Source organism: Mycobacterium sp. H4Y (assembly GCF_000364405.1).
In the GTDB taxonomy this organism is placed as follows: Bacteria; Actinomycetota; Actinomycetes; order Mycobacteriales; family Mycobacteriaceae; genus Mycobacterium; species Mycobacterium intracellulare.
Genome location: NZ_AKIG01000001.1, coordinates 457,878 through 478,255 on the forward strand (window position 1 = coordinate 457,878; position 20,378 = coordinate 478,255).

The 20,378-nt window shown below is 67.6% G+C and carries 22 protein-coding genes and 2 pseudogenes; 16 read left to right on the forward strand and 8 right to left on the reverse strand.

Annotated features, from left to right (window positions below):
- Window positions 1–31: 31 nt before the first annotated feature.
- The 9 genes and pseudogenes from W7U_RS02195 to W7U_RS02220 all read left to right on the forward strand — a co-directional run bounded on the left by W7U_RS02195 (window position 32) and on the right by W7U_RS02220 (window position 4,339).
- A complete protein-coding gene (locus W7U_RS02195) occupies window positions 32–313 on the forward strand; it encodes a type II toxin-antitoxin system Phd/YefM family antitoxin (protein WP_008254382.1) in 282 nt (93 codons plus the stop codon).
- A gap of 101 nt (window positions 314–414) precedes the next feature.
- A complete protein-coding gene (locus W7U_RS26655; protein WP_332479044.1) occupies window positions 415–576 on the forward strand; it encodes a type II toxin-antitoxin system RelE/ParE family toxin in 162 nt (53 codons plus the stop codon).
- Between the two features lie 162 nt (window positions 577–738).
- Window positions 739–945 carry a type II toxin-antitoxin system VapB family antitoxin gene (locus tag W7U_RS25170; protein ID WP_008254383.1) on the forward strand — a complete coding sequence of 69 codons (207 nt, stop codon included), beginning with the start codon at window positions 739–741 and terminating at the stop codon, window positions 943–945.
- 60 nt (window positions 946–1,005) lie between these two features.
- Window positions 1,006–1,557: a VOC family protein gene (locus W7U_RS02200; protein WP_008254384.1), complete on the forward strand. Its 552-nt coding sequence runs from the start codon at window positions 1,006–1,008 to the stop codon at window positions 1,555–1,557.
- A gap of 78 nt (window positions 1,558–1,635) precedes the next feature.
- Window positions 1,636–2,034, forward strand: coding sequence for a VOC family protein (locus tag W7U_RS02205; RefSeq protein WP_008254385.1), 399 nt, complete (start codon window positions 1,636–1,638; stop codon window positions 2,032–2,034).
- Between the two features lie 71 nt (window positions 2,035–2,105).
- Window positions 2,106–2,489 carry a hypothetical protein gene (locus tag W7U_RS25175; protein WP_170320554.1) on the forward strand — a complete coding sequence of 128 codons (384 nt, stop codon included), beginning with the start codon at window positions 2,106–2,108 and terminating at the stop codon, window positions 2,487–2,489.
- Window positions 2,490–2,574: 85 nt separating this feature from the next.
- The gene (locus W7U_RS26375; RefSeq protein WP_170320555.1) at window positions 2,575–2,934 is read left to right on the forward strand and encodes a hypothetical protein; all 360 of its coding nucleotides are present in this window, start codon (window positions 2,575–2,577) and stop codon (window positions 2,932–2,934) included.
- Between the two features lie 127 nt (window positions 2,935–3,061).
- Window positions 3,062–3,490 (forward strand): annotated as a pseudogene (locus W7U_RS02215) (hypothetical protein); the annotation flags it as partial.
- Window positions 3,491–4,015: 525 nt separating this feature from the next.
- Window positions 4,016–4,339 (forward strand): putative quinol monooxygenase, encoded by a 324-nt coding sequence (locus tag W7U_RS02220; protein ID WP_008254389.1) that lies wholly within the window; start codon window positions 4,016–4,018, stop codon window positions 4,337–4,339.
- 37 nt (window positions 4,340–4,376) lie between these two features.
- On the opposite strand, the gene W7U_RS02225 is transcribed toward W7U_RS02220, so the two are convergent.
- Window positions 4,377–5,210 carry an SAM-dependent methyltransferase gene (locus W7U_RS02225; protein WP_008254390.1) on the reverse strand — a complete coding sequence of 278 codons (834 nt, stop codon included), beginning with the start codon at window positions 5,208–5,210 and terminating at the stop codon, window positions 4,377–4,379.
- A gap of 34 nt (window positions 5,211–5,244) precedes the next feature.
- Complete coding sequence (locus W7U_RS02230) at window positions 5,245–5,928, reverse strand: hypothetical protein (RefSeq protein ID WP_036429152.1); 684 nt, start codon at window positions 5,926–5,928, stop codon at window positions 5,245–5,247.
- 146 nt (window positions 5,929–6,074) lie between these two features.
- Between W7U_RS02230 and W7U_RS25180 the strand changes: the two genes are divergently transcribed.
- On the forward strand, window positions 6,075–6,284 hold the full coding sequence (locus tag W7U_RS25180) for a hypothetical protein (protein WP_072501223.1): 210 nt from the start codon (window positions 6,075–6,077) through the stop codon (window positions 6,282–6,284).
- On the opposite strand, the gene W7U_RS02235 is transcribed toward W7U_RS25180, so the two are convergent.
- Window positions 6,236–7,069, reverse strand: coding sequence for an adenylate/guanylate cyclase domain-containing protein (locus W7U_RS02235; RefSeq protein ID WP_036428593.1), 834 nt, complete (start codon window positions 7,067–7,069; stop codon window positions 6,236–6,238). The genes W7U_RS25180 and W7U_RS02235 overlap by 49 nt on opposite strands.
- Before the next feature lie 122 nt (window positions 7,070–7,191).
- On the opposite strand from W7U_RS02235, the gene W7U_RS02240 reads away from it, so the two are divergent.
- Both W7U_RS02240 and gnd read left to right on the forward strand, forming a co-directional pair.
- Window positions 7,192–8,601 carry a glucose-6-phosphate dehydrogenase gene (locus W7U_RS02240; protein ID WP_008254396.1) on the forward strand — a complete coding sequence of 470 codons (1,410 nt, stop codon included), beginning with the start codon at window positions 7,192–7,194 and terminating at the stop codon, window positions 8,599–8,601.
- Window positions 8,543–9,640, forward strand: coding sequence for a phosphogluconate dehydrogenase (NAD(+)-dependent, decarboxylating) (gene gnd / locus W7U_RS02245; protein WP_332481264.1), 1,098 nt, complete (start codon window positions 8,543–8,545; stop codon window positions 9,638–9,640). Before W7U_RS02240 ends, gnd begins: the two co-directional genes overlap by 59 nt.
- 9 nt (window positions 9,641–9,649) lie before the next feature.
- Here gnd and W7U_RS02250 read toward each other — a convergent pair whose 3' ends face one another.
- Window positions 9,650–10,513 carry an alpha/beta hydrolase gene (locus W7U_RS02250; protein WP_008254400.1) on the reverse strand — a complete coding sequence of 288 codons (864 nt, stop codon included), beginning with the start codon at window positions 10,511–10,513 and terminating at the stop codon, window positions 9,650–9,652.
- Window positions 10,514–10,633: 120 nt separating this feature from the next.
- Here W7U_RS02250 and W7U_RS02255 point away from each other — a divergent pair, with 120 nt between their 5' ends.
- The 3 genes from W7U_RS02255 to W7U_RS02265 all read left to right on the forward strand — a co-directional run bounded on the left by W7U_RS02255 (window position 10,634) and on the right by W7U_RS02265 (window position 13,414).
- Window positions 10,634–11,122, forward strand: coding sequence for a VOC family protein (locus W7U_RS02255; RefSeq protein WP_036429154.1), 489 nt, complete (start codon window positions 10,634–10,636; stop codon window positions 11,120–11,122).
- Between the two features lie 143 nt (window positions 11,123–11,265).
- Window positions 11,266–12,168 (forward strand): alpha/beta fold hydrolase, encoded by a 903-nt coding sequence (locus W7U_RS02260; RefSeq protein ID WP_008254405.1) that lies wholly within the window; start codon window positions 11,266–11,268, stop codon window positions 12,166–12,168.
- 4 nt (window positions 12,169–12,172) lie between these two features.
- The gene (locus W7U_RS02265) at window positions 12,173–13,414 is read left to right on the forward strand and encodes a WS/DGAT domain-containing protein (RefSeq protein WP_008254407.1); all 1,242 of its coding nucleotides are present in this window, start codon (window positions 12,173–12,175) and stop codon (window positions 13,412–13,414) included.
- Here W7U_RS02265 and W7U_RS02270 read toward each other — a convergent pair whose 3' ends face one another.
- Both W7U_RS02270 and W7U_RS02275 read right to left on the reverse strand, forming a co-directional pair.
- A complete protein-coding gene (locus tag W7U_RS02270) occupies window positions 13,415–14,029 on the reverse strand; it encodes a hypothetical protein (RefSeq protein ID WP_008254409.1) in 615 nt (204 codons plus the stop codon). It lies immediately after the preceding gene.
- A pseudogene (locus W7U_RS02275) lies at window positions 14,026–15,612 on the reverse strand (pyruvate, phosphate dikinase); the annotation flags it as partial. The gene W7U_RS02270 and the pseudogene W7U_RS02275, both read right to left, overlap by 4 nt.
- 204 nt (window positions 15,613–15,816) lie before the next feature.
- On the opposite strand from W7U_RS02275, the gene W7U_RS02280 reads away from it, so the two are divergent.
- On the forward strand, window positions 15,817–16,338 hold the full coding sequence (locus W7U_RS02280) for a DoxX family protein (protein WP_008254413.1): 522 nt from the start codon (window positions 15,817–15,819) through the stop codon (window positions 16,336–16,338).
- A 61-nt stretch (window positions 16,339–16,399) separates the two neighbouring features.
- On the opposite strand, the gene W7U_RS02285 is transcribed toward W7U_RS02280, so the two are convergent.
- Together W7U_RS02285 and W7U_RS02290 are read right to left on the reverse strand one after the other, a co-directional pair.
- The gene (locus W7U_RS02285) at window positions 16,400–17,779 is read right to left on the reverse strand and encodes an FAD-dependent oxidoreductase (protein WP_008254415.1); all 1,380 of its coding nucleotides are present in this window, start codon (window positions 17,777–17,779) and stop codon (window positions 16,400–16,402) included.
- Between the two features lie 1,102 nt (window positions 17,780–18,881).
- Window positions 18,882–20,378 (reverse strand): potassium/proton antiporter, encoded by a 1,497-nt coding sequence (locus W7U_RS02290; RefSeq protein ID WP_008254417.1) that lies wholly within the window; start codon window positions 20,376–20,378, stop codon window positions 18,882–18,884.

Sequence of the window (20,378 nt, forward strand, 5' to 3'; positions counted from 1 at the left end):
GTGATCATCTAGGAACGCTAGAATTCTGTACATGGAGACTCTTCCGTTGGCGGAAGTTCGAGCCAACCTCTCAAAGTTGGTCGACGAGGCCGTGCGCACGCATCAGCGGGTCGAAGTCACCCGGCAAGGACGTCGAGCGGCAGTTCTTCTGAGTGCCGACGACTACGACTCGATCATGGAGACGTTGGACATCCTCGGCGACGCGGCTGCCATGGCTGCACTGCGGGAGGCGGACGCCGACATCGCCGCTGGGCGGCTCTACCCCGCCGACCAGGTTGAGGCGGAACTCCGCGCGAAGGGGATCGTGAAATAGCGGCGTACCGGATCGAGCTGACTCGCCGCGCTCGCAGAAGCCTGTCTGAGGAACTGCCCGAAGAGGTAGCGGCTGCCTGTTGGGAATTCATCACGAACGTACTGGCGCACAATCCGTTACGGGTTGGAAAGGCGCTGCGGGCTGACCTCGCGGGCAGGTTCTCCGCCCGGCGCGGGGATTTCAGGGTGATCTACGAAATCCACGACGACAAGGTCGTGATTCGGATTGTCGACGTGCGTCACAGGCGAGACGTTTATCGGTGAGTCATTTGGTGGAGTTCCGGTTCAACGTCTAGGCGCAACCTAAAATGAGATCCCAGCCGGAGCGACTCCTTGTGTCACGGGTTATTAGCTCGATTGCGCCCCGAGGCGCGGTTGAATTGGGGCCGCATTGCACGCATCGAATGATGCGCAGGGAGGTGCTCGATGAGGACAACAGTGACCCTTGACGATGCCTTGCTAGCCCGGGCGGCCGAACTGACCGGCGTGACGGAGAGCGTGGCGCTCCTGCATCACGGATTGGAGACGCTGATTCGTGTCGAGAGCGCTCGGCGGCTGGCAGCGCTCGGCGGAACTGACTCGAAGGCATCGGCCGCCCCTCGTCCGTGGCATCCACGTCGCGCATCACCGTGACGTTTGTCGGTAAGGCGACTTCGTCGAGTTCCCCTTGAACGGCAACCACGAGGAGGCACTATGCGGTGGCGAGGCGTCTGTCACGTCGAGTTCGCGGTGTTGGACTATGACGATTCGATCGCGTTCTACGACGCGTTGTTCGGCTGGCTCGGCTACAGCAGCTTCTCGTCGCTCAACATGGAATACGAGTCGACGTATTACATGACGCGTAATGTCAACCCGCACAGCTACATCGGCATCCAGCCCGCCCGCACCGGTGGAAAGTTGACGCACTCCGACCAGGCGGTCGGCATCAACCACATCGCGTTGTGGGCGCGCAGTCGAGCAGAGGTCGACCGCTTCCATCGGGAATTTTTGGTCGAACGTGCCATCCCCGTCACCGACGAGCCGAAGGAGTACCCGCAGTACTGGCCCGGCTACTACGCGGTGTTCTTCGACGACCCGATCAATGGGATTCACTGGGAGTTGGCCTGGGTGCCGAAAGTTCCTACGCCGCGCCAACTCTGGTCGTTCTACTGGGCAATTCGTGCATTCTCAAAGAGTCGACCGGACCTGGCGAACACGGTGCCAGGCGTTTCATTGCAGGCGAGGAGAACCCTGCCGACCCGATGATCGCCGTCGTTGTCGGGGGCGGCGATTAGCATCCTTCGCGCACGACACCCACACGCTATGGGCCCGCAGGAGGACCGCATGAAGTTCGTATCGACCCGCATCATCACCGCCGACGTCAAGCGGCTGGTGGGTTTCTACGAGATGGTCACCCAGATCGCGGCCGTGTGGGTCAACGAGTTATTCGCGGAGATTCCGACCCCGGCCGGCACGCTGGCCATCGGTAGCGACAAGACGGTGCCGCTGTTCGGGGCGGGATCGGCCGAGCCGGCGGCGAACCGGAGCGCCATCGTGGAATTCCTCGTCGAGAACGTCGACGCCGAATACGAGCGGCTGCGCGAGCGAGTCACCGAGATCGTGACGGTCCCGACGACCATGCCCTGGGGCAACCGCGCACTGCTGTTCCGAGATCCCGACGGAAACCTCGTCAACTTGTTCACGCCGGTCACCGACCAGGCACGCGCCAAGTTCGGGGTTTGATCGAGTTCCAAGACTTCAGCCAATCCGACCAATCGCTTGCCCGGATCCCGGTCCAGGGAAATCCTGGGGAGATGACGACTGTCAAGCGAACGGGACCGTGGCCGCGGCGGGCTGCGCGCGTGCTGGTGAGCAGCGGGTTGGCATTGTCCGCGTTGGGGCTGGCCGGCGGCCCGGCCGCGCAGGCGGCACCGGCGCCCACCGACCACTGGTGCCCGGGCGAGCCATGGAACCCGGCCTGGGGCAACGTCTTGGACTGGGACTGGAATCGCTGCCACGAGTGGCAACATCCGGGCGGCCCGACCGCCCCGTCGGGCTGGGGCCCCTGGGGCCCCCCGCCGGCGTGGGCGCCGCCGCAGCCACCTCAACCCGCGTGGGCGCCGGGGGCTCAACTGATGTGGAACCCGACTGACGCCGATTGGGGCCTGTGGAACAACGGGATATGGACGCCCATCTGAGCAGGCACCGTCGCGGGCCAGGCCCGCTTTGATCAGGCGCGTTTGGCGGCGCCAACGGTCGGCACTCCCGGCGTTAGGGTGAACTGTGGCCGCAGACGACCGCGCCGATCCGCCCGAGGAGCCGGAATGCGGGGCCGACGCGCTCGAGGAGCGCGAAAGGGCCCTGGTCCGGCGGGAGGCTGAGCTCCGAAAGCGCGAATTTCTGGCCGGCAGAAGGGACCGGGTCGCCGATCAGCGCGACCAGATTGCCGACGAGCGCGAGCGGGTGGCGGACGAACGTGAGCAGCGCGCGGACGAACGCGAGGGCACGAGCGAAGAGCAGGAACGCGCGCGATTGCGGCGCGCCGATGAAGGGGTGCAGCGCGCACAGGCGCGCGCGAAGCGGGACCAGGCCGACGTTGACCGCGAGATTGCGCAAAGCGAACGGGGCCCCGACCCCGCCTGATGGGCGACGCGACCGCGGGTATCGCCCTGAACAGAATCGCCTTAATGCGGGCAATTTGCCGCCAAAAATATACCCGTGTGTAATAAATGTGCTTTAGCTGCGGCACAGGTCATTGTTGGTTTAGCGAATGACGTGCGCCACAAATTTTGGTTGGCAATATATGTTATTGCTAGCCTCGCTGCCCATGGTCGTTATTGCTACATTGATGTCGTTGATCAATCAGGTCTCCGGCACGCCGTATATCGCGGGCGGAGATTCTCCCGCCGGGACCGATTGTTCGGGACTCGCTTCGTGGATTGCGAATGCCGCAACCGATAGGCCAGTTTTTGGGGATCGATTTAATACCGGAAACGAAGAAGCCGCGTTGCTGGCGCGTGGGTTCCAATACGGGACCGCGCCCAACGCCTTGGTCATCGGATGGAACGGTGGCCACACCGCGGTGACGCTGCCCGACGGGACGTCGGTGGCCAGCGGTGAGCGCGGCGGCGTCCACGTGGGCGGGCCCGGCGCCTACCAGGCCGGATTCACGCACCACATGTTCCTTCCGATGGAGTTGGAGGACGCGTTGCCGCCGCCGGACGCCCCTCCGCCGGCGGACGCTTTGCCGCCTCCGCCCGACGCCCCTCCGCCGGCGGACGCGCCCGCGCCCCCGCCCGAACAGCCCGCCGTTTTGATCGACGCTCCGGCGCCGCCGATGGACGCCCCGCCGGCACTTTAATTGTATTTGTCCGACAGCGCGGTAATTGCGGATTCATAACAAATGAAATAGGTGCCGTCGGCCTTTTATCGGTTCTTTCCGACGATTGGCGGCGGCCATCCCGGCGGGCCGGCACAATAGTGAAATGACACGATCACCGAGTCGTGTGTGAGCTACGACACTGCCTTCGGAAAAGTGGCGGAAGTGCGCGCCGCGGCGAAAGTTTCTCATGGGTTGCCTGTGACTCGTGAGAACACTTTGCTGCCGCCTTCGCTGACCGGAAACGCGCCCGACACCCCGCCGCGGCAGTGCCCGCCGCCAGATATGCTGGCGCTGCCCGCGGTGCGGGCACACCGAAATCGGCGAACCGAGGCGGGGGCCGCAATGATCTTCATCGTCGTCAAGTTCGAAACCAAACCCGACTGGACCGACCGGTGGCCTGAACTCGTCGCCGCGTTCACGGCGGCGACTCGCGCCGAGGAAGGCAACCTGTGGTTCGAGTGGTCGCGCAGCCTGGACAACCCGGCGGAGTACGTCCTGGTGGAGGCGTTCCGCGACGATGAGGCGGGCGGTGTCCACGTCAACAGCGATCACTTCAAACGGGCCATGCACGAACTTCCGCAGGCGTTGAAGTCGACGCCGAAGATCATCAACCAGACGCTCGATGCCACCGGCTGGTCCGAGATGGGCGAGATGGCGATCGGCTAGCCGCCGGCCACGGACGTCGGCGGCCGGCCTTGGACCATCAACGTCGCCGCGCCGCGATAGTGCCGACCCGAGAATCAGCGACGGTGACGTCCCGGTCGAACGGCGCGACCTGATCGTTCCAGCTGCGGAACTCGGTGTCCCACCCGAGGCCGTTGAGCCAACGCTCGGTGTCGAACTCAGCTCCGCCGACCGGGTTGGTCGCCGTCGCGGGGACGGTTGCCTCCCCGGCAACGAGGGTTCGCAGATCCCGGTACCGGGCATCATCGGGGTCGCTGATAAAACGGCCGACACCGAAGAGACTGCCTCGCGCGGACAATCCCGTCAGAGTCCGCACAACGTGCTGGTTCCACTCTTGCGTCAGGAAACCGAGCGTGCCTTCGTCAACCCAATATGTCGGTTCGTCCTCACGAAAGCCGTTCTCGCACAGTGGCGTAATCCAGTCGCCGCGCAGATCGGCGGCTACGACATGTCGCTGGCAATCGGGCACCGCCCCGGCCTCCTGCAAAACCGGCTCTTTGAACGCAAACAGCTCGGCTAAGTCGATCTCGAAGACCGCGACTCGCCGGTGCCATCCCATCCGGAATGCCCGCGTGTCCAATCCCGCGCCCAACAACACGATTTGATTGATGCCTGCCTCCACCGCTTCGCGAAGGCGATCATCGACCAACCGCACCCCAACGGTGCGGCCGTCGAAGAACTGGTCCGCCAGCGATTCCAGTTGTGCCCAACGCTCTGCGGTGAAGCCCGGGCGCGCCGCACCGACGAAATGATGCGCGAGCGGGTCGTCATATAGCCGATCGGGCCGCCTGGACTCGCGAGCGCGAATGACGGCGACGCCGATGGCCGTCAGTGCGACACCGTCAACGGGCACACGTGGTACGTGGTCAGACACCCTTCCCCCCAAGCTAGCCGGCCACTACGATCTCGATTTCGTCGCCCAGCGCGTATCCCGGTGTGAGCGGCAGGCTGTCACCGCTCCAGAACGAGCCGGGGTCAAACCAGTTCGAGTACTTCTCCGTGGCCATCAAACCCATTTCCTCGTAGGTGATGGCCACCGTTTCCGCGCAGTAGGCGGCCTCCAGGCCGAGGCGCTGGCGCTCCTTGCGCCGCAGCGTCGACTCTCGAACCTTCCTGTCCACGAACGGGATTCCGCGCGCCCAGTCGTACGCGTTCGGCAGGCGGCCGCGCAACCACCGGCCGGTCAGGCGCATGGTGGTCGGAAACGCGGTGCCGTCCATGCGGGCGATGACGCGCAGCAGCTTGTTCTCTTGCTCGCGGTTGGCCGGCGGCGTCAGCTGGCGCAGCCAGCACCGCTGGTGGTAGCGCTGGGTCCACTGCAAGACGGACTGCTGCAGATCGTTGAGTTGCACGCCCCGGTGGTTCGTCCCGGTCCACAGGTCGGCGAGCTTGTCGCCCAGTTCGGCGTGCCAGATCAGCGGCGGCAAGTCGTCGATGGCCACCGTCATGCCTACGTGGTTCACCGGGGCGTTCGTCAAGGTCTGGATGGCACGGTCGGGTCCCGAACCGCCGCGAAACAGCCAAAGATCGCCCGTGCGGGTTTCCTCGAGCGCTTGGTTCAAGGTGAGCATGGTTGTGTAAGCCCGTTCGCCGCTGCGGCTTTCGCCGATCTCCTCGTCTCCTGAGCCCGCCTGCGCGTCGCGGTGCCGTGCCTCGCGGGCACACCAGTCAATCACAACCAGCGCGCGACGACGGGGACTACGCATAGCCTGGTCTCATGCGCAGTGTGTGGAAGTGGCTGGGACTGGCCGGTGCCGCCGGCGTCGTCGCCGGGGGCGTGCTGGTGGCTCGCGATCAGCGCAAGCGACGCGCCTACACCGCCGACGAGGTCCGCAATCGGCTGCATCAGCGGTTGGCCGACTACGAAGGGGGAGGCCTTCAGTCCGGGCCGGGATCGGAGGAGGGCTCAACGGCGAACAACCGATAGCTGCCCGAAAAACCCTTCAGCTCGACGTCGCGGCCGCCGTCGAAACGGATGCCCTCGGACTCCGAAAGCGCGTCCCGCACCGGCTGACTCACCAAGATCTCGCCACCGGCGGCTTGTGCCGCGACCCGCGCCGCCATGGCGACATTGCGGCCGAACAAGTCATCGCCGCGGCGCACCGACCGTCCCATATGGATGCCGATCCGAACGCGAATCTCCTCGTGCCGCTTGCGGTTTGCGTCCCTGCGCAACGCGCGTTGCAGGTCGATCCCGCAGCGCACCGCCTCTTCGGCGCGCGCGAAGGCGATCATGAATCCGTCGCCCTGACTCTTCACCACGTGCCCGGACCGCCGCTGCACCAGATCCGAGACCAGCTTGTCGTGCGAGCTGATCAGTTTGACCCACGCCCGGTCCCCGATGCGCTCGTTCAGCGCGGTGGACTCCTCGATGTCGGAGAACAGGATCACCACCCGGCCGTCCGGCGTGACCCGCGCGAGGTCGGGCCGTTCGACCTCGGCCCAGTCCGCGAGGTCTTCGATCGAGCTGCGCACTGCCGCCCCGAAGCCCTCCTTGCGCACCAGGTTGGCGGTGTTCCACACCGTCTTCACGGCTTCGCGGCCGCCCGACAGCAACCAGCTGCGGGCGTCGTTTCGCTGGCGCAGCTCGTCGAGCTCGCGCTGACTGCGCGCCAGCAGCTGCCACAGCACCACCAACCCGATGGCCTCGATCGCAGCAAACCCGGCCAGAATGTAGACCGAGACATGCAGCGCGTCACCCATGCCGGTCATCCTTGCAAGGCCGCGGTCCGGCTAGGTTGTCGGCCCTGTGAGCAGTGTCTAGGGTTGAGTCCGCCGGCCGCGGGTAGTGATCTCAGGGGCGTCCCATCAGGTGACTTTCGGGAGGAGCGGTTTTGGCCGACGGCGACGGTGATTCATCCGACCTGCTGGTGATCTTCGGAATCACCGGCGACCTGGCGCGCAAGATGACGTTTCGCGCCCTGTATCGCCTCGAGCGCCGCGACGAGCTGCACCACCCGATCATCGGCGTGGCCAGCGACGACATCACCACCGAGCAGCTGCTGGACCGCGCGCGCGACGCCATCGAGAAATCGGGCGAGAAGTTTGACGACGCGGTGTTCGACCGGCTGGCCGGCCGGATCTCCTACTTGCACGGCGACGTCACCGATGCCGATCTCTACAAGCAGCTCGCCAAGAAGATCGATTCGGACGCGCATCCGCTCTACTACCTCGAGATGCCGCCGGCGCTGTTCGCGCCCATCGTGGAGAACCTGGCGAAGGCCGACCTGCTGGAGCGGGCGCGGGTGGCGATCGAGAAGCCGTTCGGCCACGACCTGGAATCGGCGCGCGACCTCAACGCCCGGCTGCGCGCGGTGCTCGACGAAGACCAAATCCTGCGCGTGGACCACTTTTTGGGCAAACAACCCGTCGAAGAACTGCAGTACCTGCGCTTCGCCAACAACGGCCTGGCGAAGCTGTGGGACCGCGAGAGCATCTCCGAGATCCACATCACCATGGCCGAGGACTTCGGGATCGAGGACCGCGGCAAGTTCTACGACGCGGTGGGAGCGCTGCGCGACGTCGTGCAAAACCATCTGCTGCAGGTGCTCGCGCTGGTCGCCATGGAGCCTCCGGTGGGCGCCGGCGACGACGACCTCAACGACAAGAAGGCCGAGGTTTTCCGGGCCATGCCCGCGCTGGACCCGGAGCGCTGCGTGCGTGGGCAGTACCGCGGTTATACCGAAGTCGCCGGCGTGGCAAAGGATTCCACCACCGAGACCTACGTCGCGCTGCGCACCGAGATCGACAACTGGCGCTGGGCCGGCGTGCCGATCTTCCTGCGCGCCGGCAAGGCGCTGCCGGAAAAGGTCACCGAGGTCCGGATGTTCCTGCACCATGTTCCCGGGTTTTCGTTCCTGCCCAACCGTCGCCCACCCGATCCCAACCAGATCGTGCTGCGCATCGACCCCGACCCCGGGATGCGGCTGCAGCTGTCCGCTCAGGTCGGCGATTCGTGGCACGACGTTCACCTGGACTCGTCGTTCGCCGAGGATCTCGGCGAGCCGGTACGCCCCTACGAACGGCTGCTCTACGCCGCGTTCAACGGAGATCGCCAGCTGTTCGCCCGCGAGGACGCCATCGAAGAGACGTGGCGGATCGTGCAGCCGTTGCTGGACAAGCCGGGTCGAATCCACCACTACGACCAAGGCTCCTGGGGGCCGGAGGCCGCCGAAGCGCTGGTGCGTGGCCACCACGCCTGGCAGGAGCCGTGGCTGCCGCGCAGCACGGCCACGAAACAGTAAGGAGACCAGGGACAGCATGCAGCTTGGGATGATCGGCCTCGGCCGGATGGGCGCCAACATCGTCCGACGCGTGGTCGCGGGAGGACATGAATGCGTGGTGTACGACCACAACCCCGACGCGGTGGAGGCGATGGCGGGGGAGGACAAGACCACCGGGGTGTCCTCGCTGCAAGAGCTCGCCGAGAAGATGACCGCGCCGCGCGTCGTATGGGTGATGGTGCCGGCCGGGACGATCACCACCGGAGTGATCGACGAACTGGCCAAGACCCTCGAGTCCGGCGACATCGTCATCGACGGCGGGAACTCCTACTACCGCGACGACATCAGCCACGCAAAGACGCTGTCGGAGAAGGGCATTCACTTCCTGGACTGCGGCACCAGCGGCGGGGTGTGGGGCCGCGAACGTGGGTACTGCCTGATGGTCGGCGGCGACGACGAAGCGTTCGCGCGCGCCGAGCCGATCTTCGCCACCGTCGCGCCGGGCGTCGACGCGGCCCCGCGCACACCGGGCCGCGACGGCGAGGTCGCGACGTCGGAGCAGGGGTACTTGCATTGCGGGCCGGCCGGCGCCGGGCACTTCGTGAAGATGGTGCACAACGGCATCGAGTACGGCATGATGGCCTCGCTCGCCGAGGGGCTGAACATTTTGCGCAACGCCGACATCGGCAAGCACGTCCAGGAAGGTGACGCGGAAACGGCGCCGCTGTCGAACCCGGAGTTCTACCAGTACGACTTCGACATCCCCGAGGTCGCCGAGGTGTGGCGGCGCGGCAGCGTCATCGGGTCCTGGCTCTTGGACCTGACGGCGATCGCCCTGCACGAATCCCCGGAGCTGAAGGAATTCTCCGGGCGCGTCTCGGACTCCGGAGAGGGACGGTGGACGTCCATCGCCGCGATCGACGAGGGAGTCCCCTCGCCGGTGCTGACTACCGCGTTGCAGTCGCGCTTCGCGTCGCGTTCGCTCGACGACTTCGCCAACAAGGCGCTTTCGGCGATGCGTAAGCAATTCGGCGGGCACGCGGAGAAGCCGGCGAACTGACCGAACCGGTCAGTGGCGTTGGACGAATTTCACCACGGCGTCGCTGAACGCGTCGTTGTCGTCGCCGGCCGCGGTGTGCCCGGCGTTGGACAGCTCGACGAACTCCGCGCGCGGCACGGTGGCCAGGAAGTGCCGAACGCCCTCGGGGCTCACCACGTCGGAGAGCTTGCCACGGATCAGCAGGACGGGAATCCTCAGGTTCTTGGCGGCCTGTTCGAAGCTCTCGGTGCGCAGTTCGGGATCGTCGCCGGGCTTGGTCATGAACGCCGGGTCCCAGTGCCAGTACCAGCGGCCGTCGCGCAGGCGCAGGTTCTTCTTCAGCCCCTCGGGGCTGCGGGGCTTGCTGCGGTAGGGCAGGTAGGCGGCGACGGCGTCGGCCGCTTCCTCCAGCGACTCGAACCCCTCGAGGCCGCTGAACATGAAATCGCGGATGCGGGCGCTGCCGCCCTTCTCGAAGCGGGGTACGACGTCGACCAGCACCAGGCGGGTCACCTTCGCCGGGCCGGCCCGGTGCGCGGCGAGGATGCCGGTCAACCCGCCCATGCTCGCCCCGATGATGGTCACCGGCCGCCCGATCGCGTCCAGCACCCGCAGGACGTCGGTCGTCAACGTCTCGATCTCGTAGTCGGCATCGGGTGAGCGATCGCTGTCACCGTGCCCGCGGGAGTCCAGGGCCACCACATGCAAACCCTCGTCGGCCAGCCGCTGGCCGGTGTTCTTCCAGGAAAACCGGTTCTGGCCGCCCCCGTGCAGCATCAGAATGCTCGGCCGGCCGGCGGCATCGGTGCCCCGATTCCATTCGTCGGCGATCAGGGTGATGCCTTTGGCGCCGGCAAACTCAACCGTCTGGGGGCTGCTGCTGACGGTGCTCATGCGTCCTGACGTTACATAGGTCGCATAAGCACTCTTGCGCGGGTCGACGACGCGATGACTTTCCGTGTTCGCGGGGGTCTGTCTGTCGAACCCCCACGAGCGACCCAGGAGGCCATGCACATGCCATCGATCACCCCGTCGTTATGGTTCGACGACAACCTGGAGGAAGCCGCCGGCTTCTACACCTCGGTGTTCCCGAACTCCCACATCGAGGGGCTCAACCGGACCACCGACGCCGGACCGGGGCAGCCCGGCACCGTCCTGTCCGGCAGCTTCGTGCTCGACGGCGCCCGGTTCATCGGGATCAACGGCGGTCCGCACTTCCAGTACAGCGAGGCGGTCTCCTTCACGGTCGGATGCAAGGACCAGGACGAGGTCGACTACTACTGGGACCGGTTGACCGACGGCGGCGAGGAATCGCAATGCGGCTGGCTCAAGGACCGCTTCGGCCTGAGCTGGCAAATCGTCCCCGATCGGCTCTACGAATTGATCGGCGATCCCGATCGCGCCCGGGCGGCGGCCGCCACCCGGGCGATGTACGGCATGCGCAAGATCATCATCGCCGAGCTGGAACGGGCCGCGGAGGCGTCCGGCGACCCCGCGCGGTGATGACTCACTCTGACCGCGAAACCCCCTGAGGCGGGCCATATTTGACGAATATCCCGCGCCGGTCGGTGCATCGCGGAGTCCCACGGGTTAGGTTTGTCCGTGCGGACGCGCCGAACAGGAGTGGATATGGCGGACAACGCGAGATGACCGAGCCGCGGTGGATCGACGTGCCGGGGCCGCCCGGGGATCTCAAGGCGCTGACCTGGGGACCCGCCGACGGTCCGATCGCCCTATGCCTGCACGGCTTTCCCGACACGGCCTACGGCTGGCGCAAGATGGCCCCGCTCCTCGCGGCGGCGGGCTGGCGGGTCATCGCGCCGTTCATGCGCGGATACGCGCCCTCGTCGATTCCCGAGGACGGCAGCTATCACGTCGGGGCGATCATGGACGACGCCCTGCGCGTGCGGGCGGCCGCGGGAGGAACCGACCGCGACGTGGTGATCGGTCACGACTGGGGTGCGCTGGCGGCCACCGGCCTGGCCGCGATGCCCAACAGCCCGTTCACCAAAGCCGTGATCATGTCGGTGCCGGTCTCGGCCGCGTTCCGGGGGCAGGTGAGCGAGCGGGGCCGGCTGGCCCGTCAGCTGCCGCGCCAGTTGTTGCGCAGCTGGTACATGTTTTATTTCCAATTGCCTTTGCTGCCAGAGCGTTCCGCGCGCTGGATCTTGCCGCTGCTGTGGCGGCGATGGTCGCCGGGCTATCGCGGTGCCGACGAGGATCTGCGGCACGTCGACGCCGCGATCGGCACACCGGAAAGTTGGCGCGCGGCCCTGGGGACCTACCGGGCCACCCTGCGCAACACCAAGCCCCCGCAGCGGTACGCCGAGCTGAACGAGCGCTGGACCGAGGCGCCCATCCTGCCGAGCTTGTATCTGCACGGCCTCGACGACGGTTGCATGACTCCGGCTTTCGCGCACTGGACGGAAAAAGTGCTGCCACCCGGAAGCGACGTGGCCATCATCGATCACGCCGGGCATTTCCTGCAGCTCGAACAGCCCGAGAAGGTGGCCGAGCGGGTGCTTGCGTTCGTTGGCCCACCCGGCTGACGCGATGACTGCGCGCCGGATGGCGGCCGTCGATGCGCAGTTCTACTGGATGTCGGCGAAAATCCCCAGCGACGAGTTCCTGCTGTACGCCTTCGCCGGCGAGCCCGCCGACCTCGGCCGTGCCGTCGAACAGGTTCGCCGCCGGGCGAATGGTTGCCCCGCCCTGTCGGTGCGGGTCCACGACCGGTCCTTACTGAGGTATCCGCAGTGGGTTCCCGCTCGGGTGGTGTCGGAGCAGATCGTGCGCCACGAGCTCGTCGAGCGCGGCTGGGGTGCGTGCCTGGCGGCGGTCGCCGGCCTCGCCGACAGCCAGCTGGACGTTCGCCGGATGCCGTGGCGGGTGCACCTGTTCACGCCGGTGGACGGCATCCCGGGCGTCGACGGCCCGGGCGCGGTCGCGGTCGTGCAGCTCGCGCATGCGCTGGCAGACGGGGGTCGCGGTGCGGCGATGGCGGCCTGGCTGTTCGGCCGGGACGTTCCGGTGCCCGAGGTGCGACGGTTGCCGGCGGGGTTCCTGCCGTGGCGGGCCGTGCAGGCGGCCCGCGCCGACCGCCGCCGGGTCCGCGATATCCGCGCGGGCGTGCTGACGCCTGGTGCCGGGCCCCGCCCGCTGTTGCCGACGAATGCCCGCCCGAACGGCGCGCGCTCGGTGCGCACGCTGGTGCGTCCCCGCGCGCAGCTTCGCGGGCCCACGGTGACCGTCGGGGCTCTCGCCGCCGTGTCGACCGCGCTGTATCGACTGCTGGGACCGGGATCCGAGACGTTAGGGGCCGAAGTCCCGATGGCCAAACCCGGTGTGCCTCATGCCAATAACCACTTCGGGAACGTGGTCGTCGGGCTGTACCCACAGCTTGATCTGGATGCGCGGCTGCGGCGGATCGCGGCCGAGTTGGCCGATGGCCGGCGCCGGTTCGAGCATCCGGCCACGCGGACCGCCGACCGGGCCTTCGCCGCGGTGCCCGCACCGCTGTTGCGTTGGGGGATCAACCAGTTCGACCTCGACCAGCGTCCGACGCAGGTGGCCGGCAACACCGTGGTGTCCAGCGTTTACCGCGGCGCCGCCGACCTGAGTTTCGGCGGCGCCCCGGTGGTGCTGACGGCCGGATATCCGGCGCTGTCGCCGATGATGGGTCTGACGCACGGCGTGCACGGCATCGGCGACACCATCGCGATCAGCGTGCACGCGGCGGCCTCGGCCATTCCCGATATCGACGCCTACACGGCGCTGCTCGACGAGGCCCTTTAGCTATTGCGCGTCGCCGGATCTGGCCGCTTCCTCGCGGGTCAGGCCGACGGCGACGATGAGTTCTTCGTGCAGCTCGAACCACACCGTGTGGTAGGAGTCGACCAGCGGCCTGGCCAGCCAGGAGGTCTCCCCGGCCTTGATTTTGTCCAATGCCGCAGCAAGTTTCGTCGCGTAGGCATTGAGCCGGGGCAGTTGGGCCGCGGCGGCCTCGACGATCGGCACGGCGCGGGCGTGCACGTCGTCGAGGCGGGCGAGCACGGCGGCGTCGTACTCGGCGTCGTCGTGGGTGTTGGGAACGCCGCCGGGGCCTCCCCTGAGCTGCCAATCCGTCACGAGGCGCTTGAAGTCGGCGTTGACGGCGCGAAAGTCGTGGTACACGGCGGCCATCGCGCCCGCATCGATGCCCTCGCGCTCCTCGGCCAGCAGCGTCGCCAACCGGTCGCTGCCGGCGCGGGTGATCTGCACGGTTGCGCCCTCGGCCAGCAGGCCCGCCGCGGTCAGTTGCTCGACGATGGTAGTGATGTCGCCGGGATCGGCCCCCAATGTCGCGGCCAGATCGGTTCTGCTCACCCGGCCCTTGAGCCGGACCCCTTGCAGCACATCCAGTTCGGTCATGGCGCCGCCCCCGCGGCCAGCCGCAGCGCGGTCAGCATGACGATCAACGGGGTGGCCGAGACCACGTCGGTGTGTCCGCGGTCGATGGCGGCACGCACGGCGGCCTCGGAGTTGTCGTCCAGCCGCGGATGGTCTCCGGTGACGTGGGCGCGCAGCGGGCTGACGCGTCGCGCGATGTCGGCCAGCTCGCGCAGCTCCGGCGAATCGTCTTCCGACCACGCGGACAAGGCCAAAAGGCCTTCGCGCACTTCACCTTCGGCGCCATCGACGGTGATCTGTCTGCCTGCCAGCGACGCCGCCACGCCCTGGCCGCAGCCCACCACCGCCACCCGGCCCAATTCGCGGCTGACCACCGCCGCATGACTGGCGGCGCCACCCACCTCGGTGACGACGCCCTGCGCCGCCAGCATCCCCGACACGTCTTCGGGCCGGGTGTGATCGCGCACCAGGATCACTCGTTCGCCACGGTCGGCGGCACGCAGCGCCTCGTCGACGTCGGTGTATGCCGTGCCCGACGCCACGCCCGGGCAGGCCGGCAGCCCCTTGGCCAAAAGCGGCGCCGCCAAGCGTATTTCGGGCTGAAGCGCGGGAAGCAGTAGGGTCTGCACGTGGGCCGGGGTCACCCGCCGCAGTGTTTCCGCGTCGTCGATGAGTCCCTCGTGCCGCAGCTGCAGCGCCGTGCGCACCGCGGCCTGCGCCGACCGCTCCGCCGCCCGGGTCTGCAGCAACCACAGTTTGCCGCTTTCGACGGTGAACTCGATCTCTTGGACGTCGGCATCCAGCCGCTCGAGGGTGCCGGCGGCGGCGACCAGCTCGTCGTAGACGGCCGCCTGCTCGTCGCGCAGCGCGGTGATCGGTTGCACCTCAACCGATCCCGACACCACGTCGTCGCCCTGGCCGCCGGGGAGCCACTCGCCGAACGGCTCGTTGTCGCCGGTTATCGGATTGCGTGAAATGAATGCCCCGGCACCGGAATTGGGGCCGTAATTCCCGAACACCATGGCCTGGACGACCACGGCGGTGCCGTGCTGATCACCGAAACCGTAGTGGGTGCGGTAGGCGACCGCGCGGGGCGAGTTCCACGAGGCGAACACGGCCTCCACGCCGGCGCGCAATTGAGCGTACGGGTCGGACGGAACGTCGTGCTGCTCACCGCCGCCCACGATGCGGCGGTACATGTCGCAGAACCGCCGGCGGGTGTCGCGGGCGAACGTCGGGTCGCCCGCCGCCAACGCCTGCTCGACGTCGTCGTTGATGCCCAGGTCCAAGATGGTGTCCATCATGCCCGGCATGGACTGGGTGGCGCCCGAGCGCACGCTGACCAGCAGGGGATTCGGTCCCCGTCCGAACGTGCGCGAGGTCTGGGTCTCCAGCCAGCCCATCCGGTCGAGCACGTCGTCCCAGATGGCGTCCATCGTCGCCGCGGGGTCGGCGAGGTACCGCAGCCCCACCGCGGTGGTGATGCAGAAGGCGGGCGGCACCGGCAGCTGGTGGCGGCGCATCGTCTGGATGCCGTGGCCCTTGTTGCCCAGCAGTTCGCGCGGGTGGTTCGATGCGCCGTCCAGTAACACCACGGGATGCTCGGCACGCGTGGCCCCGCTCGACGCATGGCGGTGGGCGCCGCTACCTGATGCGGTGCGAGCCGTGGTGCACCCCCTTTGTGGACTTAGCTACCGATGCCGACGTCGGAACGCCCGCTATGTTCCCACACGTACCAGCGGATAAAGCGCCGTAGCTGCTCGGCGGCTCTTGTCTTGCCACCCGCCCCATGATCTAGGTTTACAGTTATGACTTCATATGACACGTTCCATGACGTCGGAGTACTGATCCTGCGGCTGGTGTTGGGCGTGACGTTGGCCGCGCATGGCTACAACAAGTTCTTCGGCGGCGGCCGCATCCCGGGCACCGCACGGTGGTTCGAGAGCATCGGCATGAAACCCGGAAAGTTTCACGCCACGGTGGCGGCGACCACGGAAATGGCCGCTGGCCTGGGCCTGGCGGCGGGTTTGCTCACCCCCATCCCGGCCGCGGGCTTCGTCTCGCTGATGCTGGTCGCGGCCTGGACCGTGCACCGCGCCAACGGCTTCTTCATCGTCAAGGAGGGCTGGGAATACAACCTGGTGCTCGCCGTCAGCGCGGTCGTCGTGGCCACGCTGGGCGCCGGGAAGTACAGCCTGGACTACCTGGTCTTCGGGAAGAACTGGATGGACGGCTGGCACGGCCTGCTGATCTCGGTGGTGCTCGGCCTGGCCGGTGCCATCGGCCAGCTGGTCATCTTCTATCGGCCGCCGGCCAAGCAAGCCGGCTAGCCACGGCGCCCCCCGCGCCGAACGTCGAGTTGTCGGGCCGACACGCCGGCGACGCGCGCAACTAGTCGACGCTCGAGGCCGCCACGGTCGCCGTGTCGGCCGCGGTCACCTCGGCCGCGGCGCGCTCCCCGGAGCGGATCGCGCCGTCGACCCACCCGCACATGACGGCCGAGCTCTCGGTGCCGGCCCAGTGGATGCGGCCGCAGGGTTCGCGCAGGGTGTAACCGAATTCGGTCAGCACGCCGGTGGGCGCGTGGCTGATCATGCCGCCGCCGGAATAGCGCTCCACCGTCCAGTTCTGTTCGTGGAATTCGCGGTAATCGTTCGCCTTGCTCCCGAAGCGGTCGACCAGCTCGCCGATGATGACCGCTTGGCGTTCCGCCGCGCCGAGCCTGCCGAGCCGTCGCGCCGCGGGCCCCTCGCTGATGACGCACATGACCCCCGGGTTGCCCGTGTCGGTGCAGGCGTCGATGGTCAGCGTCGCCGGGCATCCCGGCGCGGCCGACTGGCCGGACAGCCCGTCGGCCCGCCAGAAGGGCTCGTCGTAGACGACCGAGATCTTGACGACCGCGCCGCTCGGCATGCGCTGGTGCAGAAACGCCCGATCCACCGGCAGGGCCGGTTCGTAGGCGATCGACGTGGCGATCGCCAGCGGGATCGCCACGATCACCCGCCGCGCCCGCACCGTCATGCCCTCCGCGCTGACGGTGACGCCGTCGGCGTCCTGCGCGACCTGCCGGACCGGCCGCGACAGGTGCACCGCATCACCGAGCTCGGCGGCGATCCGTCGGTAGATGGCGCCCATGCCGCCGACCGGGCGGGCGTCCTGGGAGCCGCCCTTGCCGGAAATGGCGAACGTCGGGCCGCCGGCCGATCCCGTCTGCAGCAGCGCCCACAGCAACGACGTCTCGGATCCCGCCGAGGTGTACAGGCCGGACAGGGCCATGTCCAGCATTTCCCGGGCCGCCTTGGACAGCGTGTGCTTCTCGATCCACTCGCCCAGGCTGATCCGGTCCCACGCGACGGCTTGCGTTGCCTCCCAAGGGGCTTCGCGCGGGAGCGCTTTGCACATTCTCTCGAACGACATCAGGGCGAGGCCCAGGTTGGTGACGGCCCACGGGCTCATCGTCCAGGGGATGGTGCCGCCGTAGCGGTGCTTCTTGCCGCCGACGATCATCATCGCGTCGCCGTCGTTGTGCTGCTTGTACTCCGGCACGCCGAACTCGTTCATCAGCGCGTAGATCCGGTCCTGGCCCGGGCCGATCCACGCGCCGCCGCGGTCGATCCACGTCCCGTCCGGGCGGGTCTCGGTGAAGGTGCGCCCACCGACCCGGTCGCGCGCCTCCAGCAAGGCCACCGATCGGCCGGCCCGCTTGAGCCGCAAGGCGGCCGTCAGGCCCGCGAATCCCGCTCCGACCACGCAATAATCGACGTCGGACATGACCGGCTCCTCACCGTAGTCCCGCCCCAGCAGCAAACTACACCGACGGCGGCGTCCGCGACAGCGAGTTCACCCGGATTTCTGAGCCGACGGTGCGGTCGGCGGCTCACGGAACCACGGGCACATGGCGGTCGTCGGCGGGACCGTTGTTGCCGAACTCGCCCGGCGGCGGGGGCGGAGGTACCACCCGTGGCGACCGCTGCCGTCCACACTTGCCTTGACGAGGGAAGCAACCGCAGTTGAGGCCGATGATGCAGCCAGTGAATCCCGCACCGCCAGCGCGGCTTTCGGGCGAAGCCGGAAGCGGTTGCGCCGGCACCCCGCCGAACGAAGCCGCCGTCATGGTGATCGGCGGGCTCGCTGACCTCGCGACGACGCCGTCGTCGCATCCGACCGCCGAGACAAGCAGCGCGGCACCACCGAGAATTGTGAGGGTCTTCGCGACCAAGAATGTAGACAAAATTTCTCCCTGAAATAGAAGGTCCCGCGCGGACACCCGCCGATTGAGACAGGTGTGCGGTGGCGCGTGAGCAGCAGGAGTTAACGTCGATGCGCCTGAGCGGCCATCGGGCATGGCATGACGGCCGGTCCTGGCCGATCAGCGTCTGGAGACGCAGAGCCGGGTCAAAAGATCTTGGGCGCCAAGGGAAGTGCCGGGTGCACACGAGTTGACGGCGTCGGCTCGCCAACTCGACATGGATGAGGCCGGCGACGGTGACCACGGCGGCGCCGGCGTCCAGCGCGGCGAATTCGCCTGCCGGCCATGAGGTCCGGCCACGGTCGCGGGAGGCTTGTGGTACTCGGCGGACAAACCCTGGTCAGGAGCCGGGTGGTCGTCGTGGCCAATAGCGGCGACCACCGGATGCGGGGCCGCGGACGCGGGAGGCCCGGACCCCGCTGACTCCGAGCGCGACGGGCTGGATCCGACGACCGCGGCTAACAACACCACCATGGCGGCGATCGCAATGACCGGGCGCGACCGTCGCGGTCTGGTTCCGTCGTTGAACCACACAATGATTCAATTCTAGCGACGGCGCGCTGGGCGCTGGGCGAAACTCTGGCCGATCTCATATGTGCCGACCGTGGCCATACAGGCGGCAGATCAGTCCGGTTCGCCGTACTCGTCGAACCAGTACGCCAGTTTGCCGCGGCGACTCACCGCGCGGAGCCTGCGCTCGGTGGGGGCGCGCGTCTTGGGTGTCGTGACGATCAGCAGCTCATCGCCGGCCTGGATGCGGGTATGGGGCTGGGGGACGAAGGTGCGGCCCTTACGGATGATGAGCGTGATGACGGCCGGGTCCGGTAGCCGCAACTCGAGCACCGAGACGTTGTGCAGCCGCGACGGTGGCGACACCGTCATCGTCAACAGTTCGGCCTCCAACACGTCCAGCGGCGCCGCTTCCACCTGGATCTCCCTCGTGGCTTCACGCGAGATCAGCCCGATCCTGTGCGCCAGCAGGCTCAATCCGGGGCCCTGGATCAGGGTGAACACCACGACCAAAATGAACACGATGTTGAGCAGCCGGTAGCTGTCCCCGACCCCTTCGACGATGGGAAACGTCGCCAGCACAATGGGGACCGCGCCGCGCAACCCGGCCCACGAGAGGAACACCTGCTCGCGCCACGGCACCCGAAACGGGGCCAGGGAGATCAAGACCGAGAGCGGCCGACCGAGCAACAGCAACACCCCGCCCACGACGATCGCCGGGATCAGTTCGCTGCCCAATTGGCTCGGGCTCACCAACAGGCCGAGGAGCACGAACAGCCCGATCTGGGCCAGCCAGCCGAGCCCCTCCGCGAAGGACCGGGTGGCCGAGCGATGGGGCAACCCGGAGTTCGCCAATATCACCGCCGACAGATACGCGGCGATGAACCCGCTGGCGTGGGCGCTGGCGGCCGCGGCGAACGCCACCATGCCCAGCGCGAATGTCGCCAACGGATAGAGGCCGGAGGCCGGCAGCGCCGCCCGTCGCATCGCGAAGGCGCCCAGCACGCCGCTGAACAGGCCGACCGCGACGCCCACGACCAGCTCGTACACCACGCCAGTCGCGGCGGTTCCCGGCGCCAGCGTCAGGGGGCTCGTGCTGAACATGAGCACGAGAATCGCGGCGGGCGCGTCGTTGAATCCGGACTCGGCCTCAAGAAGACCGGCGAGGCGCCTGGGCAGCGGTAGGACGCGCAGGACCGAGAACACCGCGGCGGCATCGGTGGGCGAAACGATCGCCCCGAGCAACAACGAGAGCTGCCAGTTGATGCCGAGCAGCAGGTGCGCGCCCGCGGCGGTGATCACCATGCTGATGCCCACCCCGAGGGTGGCCAGCACACCCGCGGGTGCCAGCAGCTTGCGGATGTCGGCGAACCGCGTCGTCAATCCGCCTTCGACCAGAATGACGGCCAGCGCCGTCGTGCCGAGGTCGCTGGCGAGCTGGACGTCGTTGAATTCCAGCCCCAGCCCGTCGTTGCCGAGGGCGACACCGACCGCGAGGAACAGCAGTAGGCTGGGCAACCCCACTTTGGCGGCCGCCCGGGTGGCGACGATGCTGGCCAGCAGCACGAGGCCCCCGACCAGCAGCGTCACGTATAGCTGCTGCAAGGTCAT